Origin of the sequence: Veillonella sp. S13053-19 (genome assembly GCF_002959835.1) — a bacterium.
Classification (GTDB): Bacteria; Bacillota; Negativicutes; order Veillonellales; family Veillonellaceae; genus Veillonella; species Veillonella rogosae.
Genome location: NZ_PPDA01000004.1, coordinates 1 through 15,928, shown reverse-complemented (window position 1 = coordinate 15,928; position 15,928 = coordinate 1). Strand labels below are relative to the sequence as shown.

Below are 15,928 nucleotides of genomic sequence, written 5' to 3'. Positions count from 1 at the left end.
ACTATTCTCCCATTATATGTGCCAGCATGCGATGCGGCGATCAGCCCAATCGCGAAGTGGTGGACGCTCTGTAAAGCAACGACCTTCCGCTTCTGGACAGCGACCACTAAACAAACAGCCTTTTGGCGGATCTAGTGGATTTGGTGGGTCTCCTTTTAGAGGGGCCCCAATTGGTGCATGTGGCATAACTGGGCCATTTAAGGCCGTCAAGGCACGGGTGTATGGATGTTGTGGGAATTCATACAAGTCCAATGCTGGACCTTCTTCCATAACAGCACCTAAATACATAACAACCATGCGATGACTAATGTAGCGCACCATGTTTAAATCATGAGAAATAAAGAGGTACGAAATGCCATGCTCTGCTTGTAAACGTTCAAGCAATGTCATAATTTGCACTTGAATCGATACATCTAGTGCAGAAATCGGTTCATCACAGATGATACATTGAGGCTGCATAATGAGAGCCCGTGCAATACCGATACGTTGGCGTTGACCGCCAGATAATTCATGAGCGTAACGCTCACCAAAGGACATATTTAATCCAACTTGGTCGAGCACCTCTTTTACGCGAATAACGCGATCACGCGGTGTATACTTTGGATCCAGCTCTAAAGGCTCTTCTAAAATAGCATTGACCGTAAGTCGTGGATTAAGGGATGCGTAAGGATTTTGGAATACCATTTGCATCACTGGATGAACAGCTTGTCTCTCCATATAAGGATCAATGTGACGACCATTCATATAAATGGAACCAGATGTAGCTTGATGTAAACCCATCAAAGTGTAACCAAAAGTAGATTTACCACATCCAGACTCACCTACGATACCAAGGGTTTCCCCAGGTGATTGATATAGGCTCACGCCTTGTACAGCGTGTACCGTGTGTTTTGGCTTAAACAAGCCACCTGACAGGGTGAACTCTTTAACGAGATTGTCAGTCTCCCATACGTAACTCATTAAAGTCCCTCCAACTTAGCTAACCAACATGTAAATTGATGATTCTCACCAACATTTGTAACCGTAGGAATCCGATTACCACAAATGCGCATAGCCCATTTACAACGCGGGTTAAACGCACAGCCTCTCGGCAAATCAAATAGATCTGGCGGTTGACCTTCAACGGCTTTCAACTCACCATGCCATTTACCTTGCGGCAATGCTAGTAATAAGCCTAAGGTATAGGGATGACGAGGTTCGTTAAAGATACCTTCTACCGTAGCAGACTCAACGCATTTACCTGCATACATAACCATAACGCGATCACAAATTTGAGCGATAACGCGTAAGTTGTGAGAAATAAAGATAATACCAATACCAGCCTCTACGGCTAATGTTTGCATAAGGCGTAAAATTTGTGCCTCTGTAGTAATATCAAGTGCTGTTGTAGGCTCATCACAAATCAAAATCTTTGGACGACCTGCTACAGCCATGGCGATACATACCCGTTGGCGCATACCACCACTCAACTCGTGAGGATATTGAGATAAACGTCTTTCCGGCGTAGAAAGGCCCATTTTCTTCAATAAGTTGATGGCTATGGCTCTTTCATCGTAATCTTCACCATAGGCATTAGTACGATGAATAACCTCATACATTTGCTCACCAATCGTCATAATTGGGTTTAAAGAGGTCATAGGATCTTGGAATACCATGGCAACTGTAGTACCACGAAGTTCATTCCAGTCATCTTCAGTAAATTCTAAACAATCATGACCATCAATCATGAATTTGTCCGCTTTAATTTTAGTCTTACCATATGGCAACAAACCCATTAAGGAATTCACCATAACAGATTTACCACAACCAGACTCACCTACAATCCCTAAAATCTCACCAGGCTGTAAGGAAATATCTTGGTTGCGAATCACTCGTAATGGACCTTGAAAGGTTTCGATGGTAATGGACACATTGCGCACATCAACAATTGCGTTATTCATTATCTATCTCCTTCCTTAGGGTCTAATACATTGCGTAAGCCATCGCCAAGGAATGCGAAACCAAGCATGGTAACGCTAATGGCAACAGCAGGGAAAATCAATTGGAATGGATAAGAGCGCATGCTACTAATCCCTTCAGAAGCTAATACACCCCAACTCGCCATCGGTGCGTTTACACCTAAACCGATAAAACTAAGGAATGCTTCTGTAAAAATAGCCTCTGGAATGGCCAATGTTAAGGTAATGATGATTGGACCAACACAGTTAGGCAAAATATGACGCAATAAAATGCGATGCTTTGGAATACCCATAGCTTCTGCAGCTATGATGTATTCTTCGTTTTTAACTTTCAAAATTTGGCTACGTACGATACGGGCCATATTAAGCCAGTACGCGATGCCCAATGCTACGAAAATAGATGTAAGGCCAGGGCCTAGTACAACCATTAACAAAATCACGTATAACAAGAGTGGAATACCGTACAAAACATCTACGATACCCATCATAATGCGGTCAACCTTGCCGCCTAAGTAACCTGCAATACCACCGTAAGCAACGCCAATTACAAGATTGATAAAGGCAGCCACAAAACCAATGGTCAAAGAAATGCGAGCACCGTACATAACGCGAGTGTAAATATCGCGGCCTAATGTATCAGTACCAAACCAATGACTAAAACTTGGACTTTGGTTGGCATCGATTAAGGATTGATCCGCATAAGTATAAGGCGAAATTAGGGGTCCTAAAATAGCCACTACAATCATCACGAGAATGATGCTTGCCCCTACTACAGCCAAACGATTCACCTTGAACCGCTCCCATTTACTAGGGCGCTTAATAAAACTAGTCAGTTCTTCTTGAGGGGTCCGTTCAATAGGTAAAAAATCTTCCTTATTCATCTGTCCCCTCCTCTGTCGTAACACGTGGATCGATTAATGGATAAATCATGTCCACTAAAATATTAAGAAATACTACTAGCGCACTATAGAAAATTGTAATGCCCAAAATAACAGTGTAATCACGGTTATAAATAGATGTTACGAAATACTGTCCAAGACCAGGAATAGCAAAAATCGTTTCTACAATAAAGCTACCTGTTAAGAGGCTCGCCGCCAATGGGCCTAAGTATGTAATAACTGGTAAAATCGCATTGCCTAGTGCATGACGCGTCAAAATAGTCCAAGACCCTAAGCCTTTCGCACGAGCAGTACGAATATATTCTTGTTGATACACATCTAATAAGCCACTGCGCGTTAAACGAGCAATGAATGCCATCGGTTGTGCAGCCAATGTTAAAACGGGTAATACCATATACGATGGACCGCGCCAGAAAGCTACTGGAAACCACCCAAGCTCAAAGCCCACTACATATACAAGGACAGCACCGATAATAAATGTAGGCACTGAGATTCCCAATGTCGATAACACGGTCACAGCATAGTCTACAATACTATTCGGTCGCATGGCACTAATCGCCCCCGCTGTAATACCACCCACTACAGCTACCATTAAAGATAACAAACCTAGCTGAGCAGAAATTGGAAATGCATCACTAATAATATCGTTCACACTACGACCTTCATACTTAAATGATGGCCCCAAATCGCCGGTAATAACACCACCTAAATAATCTCCATACTGTTTCCACACGGGATCATCAAGATGATACTTTGCTTCGATGCTTGCTTTCACCTGAGGCGGCAATTTCTTTTCTGTTGTAAAAGGTCCCCCCGGAATTGCGTGCATTAACGCAAATGTTACGGTAATGATGACCCATAAGATTATGATTGCGCCACCTAGGCGTCGAAATACATACCTTGTCATTTCACTATCCTCCATTAAAAGTCTATCCGTTTTATTATACTACATTATGAAGTTAATTTCATGAATAGCATCATTACATTTACAGAAAGCCGTACATAACGTACAATAAAATATATAATTAATTGGAGGTGTCTATGACAGCAGTACCTAGAGTATTAACAATTCAAGATATGAGCTCAATCGGCCGCTGTGCCCTAACCGTTATGATTCCCATCATCAGTGCTATGCGCTGCCAGGCAGTACCTTTGGCTACAGCCGTTTTGAGCAATCACTTGGAGTACCCTCATTATGAGTTTGTAGATTTATCGGCTCACATGAGGGATTTCATGGACTGTTGGGATAAAAATGAAATCGACTTTCACGCTATTGTAAGCGGTTTCTTGGCATCGCCAGAACAAATCCACCTTGTGGAGGAAGCAATCGACCGTTTTGGCAACAATGGACAAATGGTCATCGTCGATCCAGCTATGGCGGACGATGGTCGCCTCTACTCAATCTACACTCCTGATATGGTGGTCGCTATGCGCCAACTTGTTTCCAAGGCTCATATTGTAAAGCCCAATTATACAGAGGCTTGCTTCTTATTAGATATTCCATTTTCTACAGATCCTATTAATGATGATGAATTGCGTGACCGTTGTAAACAATTACATCACATGGGGCCTGACATGGTTATCATGACAAGCGTTCCATCTGAAACACATGCGGTCATCGCCGTCTATGATGGGCCTACAGACTTTTTAAAAACCTACTCTATACCTCTTGTCCCTGTAAAAGCAACAGGAACCGGAGATATTTTCACCGCTGTATTATCAGGTGCAGTAATGAGGGGATATTCACCTTATGATGCAGCAGAACTGGCAATGAATTTTACTACTAAAGCAATTCAAGCTACAGTAGATACTGTAAAATCAATGAAACATGGTGTAGCATTTGAGCTAGTCTTGCCAGAATTAACTCAACTATAAGCTATACATAAAGGGGAACTTATGGATTTACTCTATGTTGTATTACGAACATTGCTCATATGTGCCATCGGTTTACTCATTGCATTCCAAGGGCGTCGCATGGGCTTATCGATTTTTAACCTGACGGGACGGTTAAATCGACTACAATTCATCATATGCTTTATCGCTCTGATGATTCTATTCCACATCGTCCACTATATCGATGATCTATTCTTGGACTTTGTTGTCTCTTTACCTGCATACTGGTTTACAAGAGTTATTATTTGGATTTTACTAGCAGCCCTCTTCCCATTATCTTGCATTTTATTTGGTCGTCGTATTCACGACATCGGCTTTAATGCATGGGCAGGGATTCTCTGGTCGGTCATTATGATCTTCATCAATACCTACTCTGCTGTATCTCCATTCAATTACTTGCTTGAGCTCTTCATATGGCTCATCGGTTTCCTATTCTGGGTATTGCCTGGTCAGCCAGAACCGAACCAATATGGTAACCCACCATTTATGCCTGTAAATCGACCAACTTATGAGTCGATGCAACAATCTAAAACAGAAACAGAGCGAGAAATTAGAAAAGCAGTCCGTAAACGTCGTAAAAAACGGTAAAACGATAAGAAAATTTAATCATGAAATAGAAAAAACGTATCTCTAAAGAGATACGTTTTTTCTTTCTTATGTTGTTAAAACCATTTAGTTCATGATCAACATTAACTCAATTAATGTACAACCAATATAGGCGATGATAAACTTAACCTTTTGTTTACGGGCTCTATCATCATCGGCAATCTTAAGTCGATTAGCGAGGAATCGCTTGTCGCGAATTTGTAACAACAAATGTTTAATTCGCTCTTGGCTTTCATTAGCAGTACACTCATCACAGTCAGAGGTCAGCGTAGCCTGCTGCATGAAGATGCGACGATGGAGCTTGCGCATTTGAATCTTAATATTATTATGTACAAACGCACTTTGCCACTGTTTACGAGAGTCAAAATACATGTACAAATACCGCGGAATATTCATAACCAAGAAGGAAATGATGAAAATCCCTAAAGAAATTAAGAAGTACGTGGAGAATGAGAACTCCAACGTTTCAGTTGGCAAGTAATGATGCAAGATAACAAAGGTAATCCATACACCAATCGGCAATAAAAGAACCGCCGCAATATCGATAGAACGTAGCCAACTAGTACGAGTTGGTACATCTGGTACCGTAAAGGTATCTACTGGATCATGGAATGCATAGTAATCAAGCTGCAATACAGATTGACTAGTACGAGGATTCCCCAAAAGAACGGGACCATTACTACCAATATGGCGTTCTGGTAACGGTATAAATTTCTTTACTTGTGTATTTGGTAATAGGTCAAATTGAATAATGCCTTTTTTCTCAAAGCGTACAGTAGAACCCTTTTCACCTAATGCGATAGGATTAAAGAATACGCCAAATAGGCTGAGGCACCAGTTACCTACTAAATGTAAAAGGGAGTTTAAAATAAACCCACCTGTATCTATATTATTTGTATCAAGGCGAATCGCAAAGGATGATGAGTAATCATCAAACCATAGATCCTCTAAGGTGAATTCCACATTAATCACATTCCCCCATTTAGTAATAATGGATAGGAATATTTGGTTATTTGGTTCAAATTCAAATGTTACAGCATAAAAGAACCAGTGATTGCGAAGAGCGGCACGCAACATACGATTGATAGTGTCTTCCTCTATATATAGCAACCGATGGTCAAACAAATCTTCTTCTAAAGGAGTATTTTCTATAATAGGCTCCTTATTTACCGCCGTATCACGATCAGATAATGCTTCATCCACCAAAGCTCTTAATTTGGTGAAAATTTTAGTCATAACCCCTCCAAGGGTGAGAAATTAGCTTTCGATATAAAAATTATACCATATACTGCATGATTTATCGATAAAAGACTCCCATATCTACTATTAAATATAGGTATACATAAAGCCCCTTTCGCATAGCGCAAGGGGCTTTATTACTGTACTTTAATATACTACCTATTATAAGTTAATAATTATAATAGATACTTTTACTGATATTAATTTTTATTGAATACTTGCCATAGATAGATAGCAATATTCGTAGAAATGACCACGCAACGCAATGAGCTCTTCATAGGTGCCATCTTCTACAATTTCACCTTTATCCATAAACAATATGCGATCCATTTGTTCTAAACCTTCTAGTTGATGCGTAATATATAAGCATGTTTTACCTTCTACGTAGTGCATCAAATCGCGATGTAAAGCTTTTCGAGTTACTTGATCTAAGCCTTCTAGTGGCTCATCTAATAAAACAATTTGAGGGTTTCGCAAAAATAATCTCGCTAACGCCACACGTTGACGTTCACCGCCACTTAGTCCATGTCCACCACTACCAACGATTGTATGTATACCATCGGACAGCTTATCTACAACATTTTGCAAGGATGCACGGTGTATGGCTTGCTCTAACTCATCAGCTGTTGCTTCCGGTCTGGCAAGGCGAATGTTATCACAAAAGGACGCATGGAAAATATAGGTGTCCTGAGTAATGGTACCTAATGCATTACGCCAGGTATCCATAGAAATATCCTTTAATTCTACATCCCCCACATGGATAGAGCCGTTGTAATCATATAAACGCTCTAGCATATTAAATAATGTAGTCTTACCGGAACCACTGGCACCCACGATGGCAATCGACTGACCTTGTTTAATATCCAATCTAAGGTTCTCGTAGATAGTATGCGCATGATCATAGCCAAAGGATACATTTGTAAAAGTAATATCTCGATTCGGATTAAAAGGCTTAGGCTCTAATGGCTCCACAACCGGTAACGGCTCATTTGCAAGTGCTATAAGACGGCTTGTGGCTACTTTACTTTCAGCACCGTGATGGACCGCTGCAATCATCGGTTGTAACGCTTCAAACCAAGCTTGCGTACCAATAGCGGCTACCGCAACCATTACACTGGCCCACGCCCCAGTTAATGCATTAGCAGCCATAATCGCTACCACAACAACAGTTAACTGAACGCCGCCTAGGAATAATGTGTTGCCTAAGTTCATACCCCGATCAATAGTTCCTTTATGACCGTCAACATGTCTCATCATCTGTTGAATTCGTTTATATACAAGATTTTCATTGCCATAGCTAATAACATCTTCGAGGCTATCCATAGTATCACTTAACAGTGCTTTATAGTCTCCTTGTTGAGGCCCAATGGCACGTAGAGATTGTTTATTATGGGCGTAAACAACTAATGGTACTACTACCCCTAAAACAAGAGCGGCCATTAAAATTGGCATAACCAAGCTATCATCAATCGTAGATGCTCCATAAGCAACTAATGCAGTCAAAGCAATGGCTGCTACAGGTGGAATCAGAGTTCGCAAGTAGAAGAATTGTAATACCTCTATATCCCCCATAATGCGACCTAGCATATCACCAGCACCAAAGCGTTTTAAAATAGCCGGTGCTAATGGCTCCAAATGTGCATAGAACCACAGGCGCAAACCATAGAGGCCTTGGAAGGCCATACGATGCGAGGTGTAACGTTCAAAATAACGACATACTGCACGACTAACACCAAAGAAACGAACCCCTACGATGGCAAGACTTAAATAGGTAAGACCGGGTTGTAACGCAGCCGACGCTAATAACCAAGATGAAACAGTTAACAAACCTACATTCATGAAGACCGTGAGGAATGTAAATATCAAGGCTAACACTAAAGACCACTTAGCAGGACTTAGAACTGCGAATAATAGCTTCCACCCTTGTAAGCCCATTTTTTGTATCTTCACATCATGTTTATCAAGTGTAGATGATTTAGTCACCGCATCAGTAATAATTTCCTGTTTCTTAGCATCAGTAATACACGCCTGTTTCAGAGTTTCATCCATAACAGCTATATGTTGCGCAGTTGAATATTTACCTGCTTTTAATTCTTCTTCTATGGCAGAAGAGAATTGTCCCAAGCCAGATGCTACGAGGTCTTTAAAATAACCATCCACAGCAACTAGCTCTTCATAAGAGCCTTGTTGAATAATGATGCCTTGTTTTAAAACATATAGTTTAGAAGCCCAGTGCATCGTTTGTAAGCGATGCCCGATAATGATGACAATCTTATCCTTCATCAATTGTTGAATAGCTGTACTGATGATAGATTCCGTTTTTACATCTAAGTGGGCCGTTACTTCATCGAGAATCAGCACCTGCCCCTTCCGTAGGAATGCACGTGCTAAGGCAACCCGTTGACGCTCACCGCCACTTAAACCTAAGCCACCTTCTCCGATGACCGCATCAAGACCGTCAGCATGACGACTGATGACATCTAAGAGTTGAACCTCTTTACAAGCATCAAGAATTTCTTTATCACTTACATCCATGCCAAAGGATAGAACCCCACGCAAGGTACCTTTCATAATGTGTGGATGTTGAGATACATAGGTAATTTGTTGACGCCACCAGTCGATATTTAAATCACATATATCATGACCATCTACTGTTACTGTACCACGCGGCGCTTGCAAGAACCCGCCTACAATATGTGCAATAGTGGACTTGCCCGCCCCACTTTCACCAACGAGCATAATAGGTGCATTGCGTTTAGCCTCAAGCGTTATATGCCGAACTCCATTATCACTATTCTTATAGGTAAAAGTTAAATCCTTAATCTCAATACATTCTACAGAACCATCTAATCTTGTGGTCCCACCAACAGGTAAGGATGGTTCACGATTCATAAAGTCTTCGTATTTTAAAATTGAAGTTTTACCTGCCATTCCCGTGTGGAAAGCAGCACCCAATTGTCTAAACGGTGTATAAAACTCTGGTGCCAATAGCAAAATAAAGAACGCTGGGAAGAAGGCAATCTCACCATCTAGCAAGGTTAAGCCTAAATATACTGCAATTAAGGCCGTACTAATGGTGCTTACTAGTTCTAGCACCAATGCTGATAAGAATGCTACGCGCAATACTTTTAAAGTAGAATCTTTAAACTCCTCAGATAAGCGACCAATAACTTTAATTTGATCTTTTGCACGACCAAATAATTTAAGCGTAGTAATCCCTTGCAATACATCTAAGAAATGCCCTGACAAAAAGCTCATGCGCTCCCATTGCTCTTTATTCAATCGATCAGCTTGCTTACCGATTAGAATCATAAAGAATGGAATCAATGGCACCGTAACAATCAAGATAATACCAATAATCGGTAATGCATCTACGATAGCAATCCCCATGATGAGCGGAATCATAATAGCGTATAAGATTTGAGGAATATAACGAGCTATATAAGCATCAACCTGTTCCAAACCATCCGTAAGCAAATGAATTACATCACCGTGACGCTCCTTATGCTGTACACCAAGCTTAAACATATGCTCTAAGGCAAGCTCTCTAAAAGATGCTTTCACTGCAGTGCCCAAACGATTTGCCACAGCCTCTTGTATATAATGAGCTAACAATCGCACAATAATGGCAATAGCCAAATACAAGATTGTATTCATCTCATCAGCTAAGGTATTCTCTAAAAATATAAAATTATTAATTAAGGTTCCAAAGAACCAAGCTTGCCCAACAATGGACAGACTTTCTACTAAGCAAGTTAATCCCAGTATTAAAAGCTGACCTTTATGTTCTAGCAGCGCTTTAAAAGCGGTACGCTGTATCATATTATCCTCTACGGTAAAACTACTAAAAATATAAAATCAAATTGATTAGATTTCCTCTATCTAGGTCGTACTCAGATTAAGCTAAACTATAATCTAATTGAGTCCAAATGAATCTAAATTTATCAATATTATTCATCTTACCACAAAAAAGAGGCGTGCCGCTACGGCACGCCTCACATTGAGACCTAAATTTTACAACTCACCAGAGTTATAAAGCTATTCTATTAATAGTGTAAGTCTTTTTCTGTTACACGATGACGGAATGTCCAGTATACCCAGCTTTGGTACACCAAGATAATTGGCACAAATACGAAAGCTACACAAGTCATCAATGTCAATGTGTAAGTAGAGTTACTTGCATTTGTAATAGTTAAGCTCCACTCAGGATTCAAAGAAGAAACCATGATGCGAGGGAACAAACCAGCAAAGTAAGCAGCCGTTACAGAAATAACGGATAAGGAGCTGAATACAAAGCCCCATTTTGTATTACGAGTACGTGTTGCGCCCCAAGAAATAAGGAAGAACACGATTGCCAACGCAAAGCAAATAATTGCTAATACGGAGTTGAACAAATCTGTAAATACATAAGTTGCACCTACCAATGCTAATGCACCGATAGCTGTAGGAACACCTACTACCAAGGAAGCTGCACGAGCGCGTTCAGAAATAGCACCAGCAGTTTTGATAGAAGTGAACAAACCACCGTGGTATGTAAATACCAAGATGAAAGCGATGCCACAAAGCACTGTGTATGGGCTTAACAAATCAAAGAACGTACCTACATACGTCATGCTTGCATCGATTGGCGTACCTTGGATCAAGTTACCAACCGTAACACCCCACAATAATGCAGGAATCAAGGAACCAAAGAAGATGCAGTAGTCGAAAGTTTTACGCCATAACAAGTTAGGGCTTTTAGAACGGAACTCGAATGCTACGCCACGCATGATAAGCGCTGCAAGCATCAAGAATAACGCCAAGTAGAAACCACTGAACAATGTAGCATATACATGAGGGAAGGATGCGAATAATGCACCACCTGCAGTAATCATCCATACCTCATTACCGTCCCATACAGGACCTAAGGCATTGATCATTTGACGACGTTCAACGTCAGTTTTACCGATGAATGGTAACAAAATACCAGTACCATAGTCAAAACCTTCTAATAAGAAGAAGCCAGCGAATAGTACAGTAATTAAGATAAACCATACCACTTCAAGGTTATTAAAAATTAATTCCATAATCTCGCCTCCTCTTTTTCAACTACATCGTGAGATGGGTTGCCATCTGGACCTTTTTTGATGTGTTCTACAGCAAGGTAGATAGCCGCAATAGCTGCTACGATGTACACAAGTGTAAAGCCGATGATTGTAGTCATAATTTCTGGAGCTGTAACGGATTTAGAAGCACCGTCTGCAGTCAATTGTAAGCCATATACAAGCCATGGTTGACGGCCCGCTTCAGCTACAAACCAACCAGTGGAGTGAGCAATGAATGGCAATGGCAACATCCAGAACATAATTTTCAAGAATGTGCGATTTTCAACAAGTTTGTCTTTTGCATTAAGGATAAGACCTACGAATGCAACAAGTAACATAAGGGAACCAGCTGCAACCATGACACGGAATGTCCAGAAGATTGCTGGAACGTCTGGAATATAGTTACCAGGACCGTATTGAGCTTCAGCTTTAGCTTGAAGATCTTTGATACCTTCTACTTTACCAGAAGTGAAGGAGTTTTGAGTCAAGAAGGACAAGCCACCAGGAATTTCAAGAGCGCTTGTGTTCTTTTGAGCTTTAGTATCGATGTTAGCAACTAAAGAGAATGGAGCTGGATCTTGTGTTTCCCACAAAGCTTCCATAGCAGCCATTTTCATAGGTTGTACTTTTGTAATGTATTGACCTTGGTGATGACCTGCCATTGCGCCTAAAGTACCGAATACAAGGGCAATAACCATGCCCCATTTAGCAGAACGACGATAGAATTCTGTCGCATTATTACGCAATAAGTGCCATGCACTGATTGCCATAATGATTACGCCTGCTGTTAATAGACCATTCAACACGATATGGAAGAATTGGCCAGGTACATAGCCATTTTGAACAATTGTCAGGAAGTTTTCCATCTCTGCACGGCCATTGCGCAATACAAAGCCTACAGGATGTTGCATGAAGGAGTTCGCTACGAGAATCCAGAACGCAGATAGGTTTGTACCTAATGCTACCAACGTAGCTACAAGGGCGTGAACGCTTTTATTTAAGCGGTCCCAACCGAAGATCCAAACACCCATGAATGTAGATTCCAAGAAAAATGCCATTAATGCTTCAAGGGCCAATGGAGCGCCGAAAATGTCACCCATAAAACGAGAATATTCTGCCCAGTTCATACCGAAATGGAATTCCTGAACAATACCAGTTACCACACCCATGGCAAAGTTGATTAGGAACAATTTGCCCCAGAATTTTGCCATTTTTTTGTACACTTCTTTACCTGTAGACACATATGTCCACTCTAAGATAGCGACAATCACTGTCATGCCTAGTGTGAACGGCACAAACAACCAGTGATAGATAGATGTTAGCGCAAATTGTAATCGAGCTAAATCTACAGCTTCAAACATGTGTTTTCCTCCTTAGAATAAAAAACTTACATCACTTGATGAGCTTTTACAAAAAACCTTGAATCATTGTGCTTGTAAAAAAGGTAAGGACCCCGCTACAATAGTTTGTTCACGTTGCGCGAGGATTTTAAAGTTAACCTCTTTCAACTGACCAATTAATTGATGCTGAATCGTCCCCATTGCTTCATTTATAGCACAATGCCCCTTACAAGATTTAGAGCAAGAACCTACATCATATAAACACCGTTGTAAATACGCATCCCCTTCTACCGCTCTAATTACATCGAGCAATGAAATCTCTTGAGGGTCTCGATTGAGGGCAAACCCACCATCTACACCGCGGAAGGATTTCATAATCCCTGCTGCAATGAGACTACGCATAATCTTGAGCAAAAATCGTTCTGGAATCAATTCTTGCTCAGCCAATACAGCACCTGTTATCTTCGTACCCGAAGGTAACATCGCCATATGTAAGACCATGCGAAATGCATAATCCGTGGCCTGATTTAACTTCATAAGGTCTCCTTTCTCGTGCACTCGGACAAACGTATTACTAAATCTAGTATAATCGAAATAAAACAATACTGCAATGGTATTGTTTATATATTGAGAATTAAACAAACCAGTTTTTATGCCCCTAGTTTATGTCTCACATAGCAAATTTAGAATCTATAATGATAATATTTCATACCTAAAAAAAGACTGCTCATTATGAGCAGTCTCAACATATTATTTTGTAATTTCCCGAACGAGGTGCGCCATTTCAGGAATGATGAGTTTACTCATAGCCAATGTCACAGCACCTACAGAACCAGGGACAGAGAACATCAATGTATTATTGTTCACTCCAGCCTCCGCACGAGAAGCCATCGCTTTTGTGCCGATATCTTCTGTGTAGGAAAGATATCTAAAGATTTCACCAAAGCCAGGAATATGCTTTTCATACAAGCTATTTACAGCCTCAATTGTCACATCGCGCATGGCAATACCGGTGCCACCAGTAGAGATGATTACATCGATAGATTCATCATTGCACCACGGAATCATAGCGTTTCTAATAGAATCATAATCATCAATAACAATTTTGCGTTCTGCCACAATATGATTCGCTTGCTCTAAAAACTCTTGAACCTTGTTGCCCCCTTTATCAGTTTCCAATGTGCGAGTATCAGAAACAGTTAACACCGCAACACGTAATGGTCTTGCTACAACTTCGTAAGACATAATTCCTCCTAGAATAAAGGCAAAATAGATGCCAAGGTTGGCCATCCATTATCGCGTAATGTATCACGCAATGCCCAAGAATACTTAATAAATGGTGCGCAATGTAGGCGCAACCAGAAAGATAAATACGGTGTATCACCTTGGAATATAGCTAATCGATCTAAGGCATAGAGATTATCTCCAGGCTTAACTGTACCTGGTTGAACGGTGAAAGCCATCTTATAACCAGATTGCTTCGTAACATACTGAACGAGCATATCATTAAAACCACCTGGATAGGCTAAATAAACGATAGGCTCCCCTAGGATACCTTCCATAGAGGTTTTACCACCTAAGATTGCATCTGGCAACTCCGTTGGGTCCATATGGGTTAGTATCTTGTGATGATTTGTATGACCTTGAATATCAAAGCCTGCTGCCTCCATTTCTCGCATTTGCTCCGTACTAACAAATCCAGGCGTATTCGCTGCATCGCTAATCATAAACAATGTAGCCTTCATATTGTATTCCTTTAATATAGGTAAAGCATATGTATAATTATCTACATACCCATCATCGAAGGTAATAACAATTGGCTTATCTGGTAATTCTGTACCATTTTGCAAATAATCGTATAGCTGATCTAATGTAATCGTGTTGTATCCATGATTATGGAGATATTCCATCTGCTCCTTAAATTGATCTACATGCAGTGTTAAAGCAGAGTGCTTTTCATCATTTATCTGGTGATAATTGAGTACCGGCACACCATATAATTTATAATCAGCAGATAGTCCCCACATAGCCCCAATGGAAACAGCTAATATTGTAATACATGCAACAACGAAATATAAAAACTTTTTAATACAGCACTTGCCATATTTATACATATAAAATAATCACTCCCATCTACTTTCATACATAATGAGAATACCACAAGTATATCAGTATTATCAACAAAATCCCTCACAAGATTATCATAGAAGTCTATGAAATATCTTATTTGCATAAATTTAGAGTTAATCACATGATTTAAGGTTCGGTAATATTAGCACGATGTGCCCTGTTACCGTATAAATTTAGTTTGCTTCCTACCACTAGCCGCGGCTTCCTATCACACTCGCCCATGGCAATATATAATACATTATGCCAATGTACAGACTTAACTATAGGGCTTCGTCGAACCTGATGCAATGGACGTACGCGTCGCTGCGCTCCTTTACGCCCTATTGCCCTAGGTTTCCCACGCCGTCCAATAAATTATTATCCATAGATAATAATTGTACAACCTTGGCTGGAGACGGCTCTAGCAGGGTTAGCTAGTCGAAGACTAGCTAAAAGAAAAAGGCCTACCTTTAGGTAGACCTTTTTCTTTTAGTCAATCAGCGGCTTCCTATCCTCCCAGGCCGTCTCCAGCCAAGTACTTTCGGCGTTTATGAGCTTAACTACTGTGTTCGAGATGGGAACAGGTGGATCCTCATAGCCATCGCCACTGAATCTGTCAGAGTTTGTACTCTGAAAACCACATAGAAGTATATATATTTGTTGCACATTTCTGCTTAATGTTTGTTTAAGTAAAGCCCTCGATCTATTAGTACCAGTCAGCTCCAAACCTCACGGCTCTTCCACACCTGGCCTATCAACCATGTCGTCTACATGGGATCTTACTAGCTTATGCTATGAGA

13 protein-coding genes and 2 rRNA genes are annotated in these 15,928 nt (G+C 40.6%); 2 read left to right on the top strand and 13 right to left on the bottom strand.

Annotated features, from left to right (window positions below):
• Positions 1–12: 12 nt before the first annotated feature.
• Genes VEHSUH06_RS01250 through VEHSUH06_RS01235 form a run of 4 tightly spaced genes read right to left on the bottom strand, consistent with a single transcriptional unit; the run spans position 13 to position 3,764 of the window.
• Positions 13–960, bottom strand: coding sequence for an ABC transporter ATP-binding protein (locus VEHSUH06_RS01250; protein WP_105097467.1), 948 nt, complete (start codon positions 958–960; stop codon positions 13–15).
• Positions 960–1,940: an ABC transporter ATP-binding protein gene (locus tag VEHSUH06_RS01245; RefSeq protein WP_105097466.1), complete on the bottom strand. Its 981-nt coding sequence runs from the start codon at positions 1,938–1,940 to the stop codon at positions 960–962. Before VEHSUH06_RS01245 ends, VEHSUH06_RS01250 begins: the two co-directional genes overlap by 1 nt.
• Positions 1,940–2,839 (bottom strand): ABC transporter permease, encoded by a 900-nt coding sequence (locus VEHSUH06_RS01240; protein WP_105097465.1) that lies wholly within the window; start codon positions 2,837–2,839, stop codon positions 1,940–1,942. The genes VEHSUH06_RS01245 and VEHSUH06_RS01240 overlap by 1 nt, the downstream gene beginning before the upstream one ends.
• A complete protein-coding gene (locus VEHSUH06_RS01235) occupies positions 2,832–3,764 on the bottom strand; it encodes an ABC transporter permease (protein ID WP_105097464.1) in 933 nt (310 codons plus the stop codon). Before VEHSUH06_RS01235 ends, VEHSUH06_RS01240 begins: the two co-directional genes overlap by 8 nt.
• Positions 3,765–3,898: 134 nt before the next feature.
• On the opposite strand from VEHSUH06_RS01235, the gene VEHSUH06_RS01230 reads away from it, so the two are divergent.
• Entirely contained in the window at positions 3,899–4,732 is an 834-nt protein-coding gene (locus VEHSUH06_RS01230) for a pyridoxamine kinase (protein WP_009352736.1), read from the top strand.
• 21 nt (positions 4,733–4,753) lie between these two features.
• The gene (locus tag VEHSUH06_RS01225; protein WP_105097463.1) at positions 4,754–5,338 is read left to right on the top strand and encodes a DUF805 domain-containing protein; all 585 of its coding nucleotides are present in this window, start codon (positions 4,754–4,756) and stop codon (positions 5,336–5,338) included.
• A gap of 84 nt (positions 5,339–5,422) precedes the next feature.
• On the opposite strand, the gene VEHSUH06_RS01220 is transcribed toward VEHSUH06_RS01225, so the two are convergent.
• From VEHSUH06_RS01220 to VEHSUH06_RS01180, 9 genes are all read right to left on the bottom strand, one after another.
• Entirely contained in the window at positions 5,423–6,592 is a 1,170-nt protein-coding gene (locus VEHSUH06_RS01220) for a hypothetical protein (protein ID WP_105081390.1), read from the bottom strand.
• Between the two features lie 210 nt (positions 6,593–6,802).
• On the bottom strand, positions 6,803–10,417 hold the full coding sequence (gene cydD, locus VEHSUH06_RS01215) for a thiol reductant ABC exporter subunit CydD (RefSeq protein ID WP_105097462.1): 3,615 nt from the start codon (positions 10,415–10,417) through the stop codon (positions 6,803–6,805).
• A 224-nt stretch (positions 10,418–10,641) separates the two neighbouring features.
• Complete coding sequence (cydB, locus tag VEHSUH06_RS01210; RefSeq protein ID WP_105097461.1) at positions 10,642–11,661, bottom strand: cytochrome d ubiquinol oxidase subunit II; 1,020 nt, start codon at positions 11,659–11,661, stop codon at positions 10,642–10,644.
• Positions 11,652–13,040, bottom strand: a complete 1,389-nt coding sequence (locus VEHSUH06_RS01205; protein ID WP_105081387.1) for a cytochrome ubiquinol oxidase subunit I — start codon at positions 13,038–13,040, stop codon at positions 11,652–11,654. Before VEHSUH06_RS01205 ends, cydB begins: the two co-directional genes overlap by 10 nt.
• 63 nt (positions 13,041–13,103) lie before the next feature.
• Positions 13,104–13,556 carry an Rrf2 family transcriptional regulator gene (locus tag VEHSUH06_RS01200; RefSeq protein ID WP_105081386.1) on the bottom strand — a complete coding sequence of 151 codons (453 nt, stop codon included), beginning with the start codon at positions 13,554–13,556 and terminating at the stop codon, positions 13,104–13,106.
• A 213-nt stretch (positions 13,557–13,769) separates the two neighbouring features.
• On the bottom strand, positions 13,770–14,264 hold the full coding sequence (locus VEHSUH06_RS01195) for a molybdenum cofactor biosynthesis protein B (protein WP_009352619.1): 495 nt from the start codon (positions 14,262–14,264) through the stop codon (positions 13,770–13,772).
• 8 nt (positions 14,265–14,272) lie between these two features.
• Positions 14,273–15,133, bottom strand: coding sequence for a polysaccharide deacetylase family protein (locus tag VEHSUH06_RS01190; protein ID WP_105097460.1), 861 nt, complete (start codon positions 15,131–15,133; stop codon positions 14,273–14,275).
• 490 nt (positions 15,134–15,623) lie between these two features.
• Positions 15,624–15,740: ribosomal RNA gene (rrf, locus tag VEHSUH06_RS01185) — 5S ribosomal RNA — on the bottom strand.
• A gap of 74 nt (positions 15,741–15,814) precedes the next feature.
• Positions 15,815–15,928 (bottom strand): 23S ribosomal RNA (locus tag VEHSUH06_RS01180); the annotation flags it as partial.

Excerpts from the sequence above, each read along its gene's own strand:
- VEHSUH06_RS01250 (WP_105097467.1), bottom strand. The coding sequence starts at position 960 with ATGAGTTACGTATGGGAGACTGACAATCTCGTTAAAGAGTTCACCCTG.
- VEHSUH06_RS01245 (WP_105097466.1), bottom strand. The coding sequence starts at position 1,940 with ATGAATAACGCAATTGTTGATGTGCGCAATGTGTCCATTACCATCGAA.
- VEHSUH06_RS01240 (WP_105097465.1), bottom strand. The coding sequence starts at position 2,839 with ATGAATAAGGAAGATTTTTTACCTATTGAACGGACCCCTCAAGAAGAA.
- VEHSUH06_RS01235 (WP_105097464.1), bottom strand. The coding sequence starts at position 3,764 with ATGACAAGGTATGTATTTCGACGCCTAGGTGGCGCAATCATAATCTTA.
- VEHSUH06_RS01230 (WP_009352736.1), top strand. The coding sequence starts at position 3,899 with ATGACAGCAGTACCTAGAGTATTAACAATTCAAGATATGAGCTCAATC.
- VEHSUH06_RS01225 (WP_105097463.1), top strand. The coding sequence starts at position 4,754 with ATGGATTTACTCTATGTTGTATTACGAACATTGCTCATATGTGCCATC.
- VEHSUH06_RS01220 (WP_105081390.1), bottom strand. The coding sequence starts at position 6,592 with ATGACTAAAATTTTCACCAAATTAAGAGCTTTGGTGGATGAAGCATTA.
- cydD (WP_105097462.1), bottom strand. The coding sequence starts at position 10,417 with ATGATACAGCGTACCGCTTTTAAAGCGCTGCTAGAACATAAAGGTCAG.
- cydB (WP_105097461.1), bottom strand. The coding sequence starts at position 11,661 with ATGGAATTAATTTTTAATAACCTTGAAGTGGTATGGTTTATCTTAATT.
- VEHSUH06_RS01205 (WP_105081387.1), bottom strand. The coding sequence starts at position 13,040 with ATGTTTGAAGCTGTAGATTTAGCTCGATTACAATTTGCGCTAACATCT.
- VEHSUH06_RS01200 (WP_105081386.1), bottom strand. The coding sequence starts at position 13,556 with ATGAAGTTAAATCAGGCCACGGATTATGCATTTCGCATGGTCTTACAT.
- VEHSUH06_RS01195 (WP_009352619.1), bottom strand. The coding sequence starts at position 14,264 with ATGTCTTACGAAGTTGTAGCAAGACCATTACGTGTTGCGGTGTTAACT.
- VEHSUH06_RS01190 (WP_105097460.1), bottom strand. The coding sequence starts at position 15,133 with ATGTATAAATATGGCAAGTGCTGTATTAAAAAGTTTTTATATTTCGTT.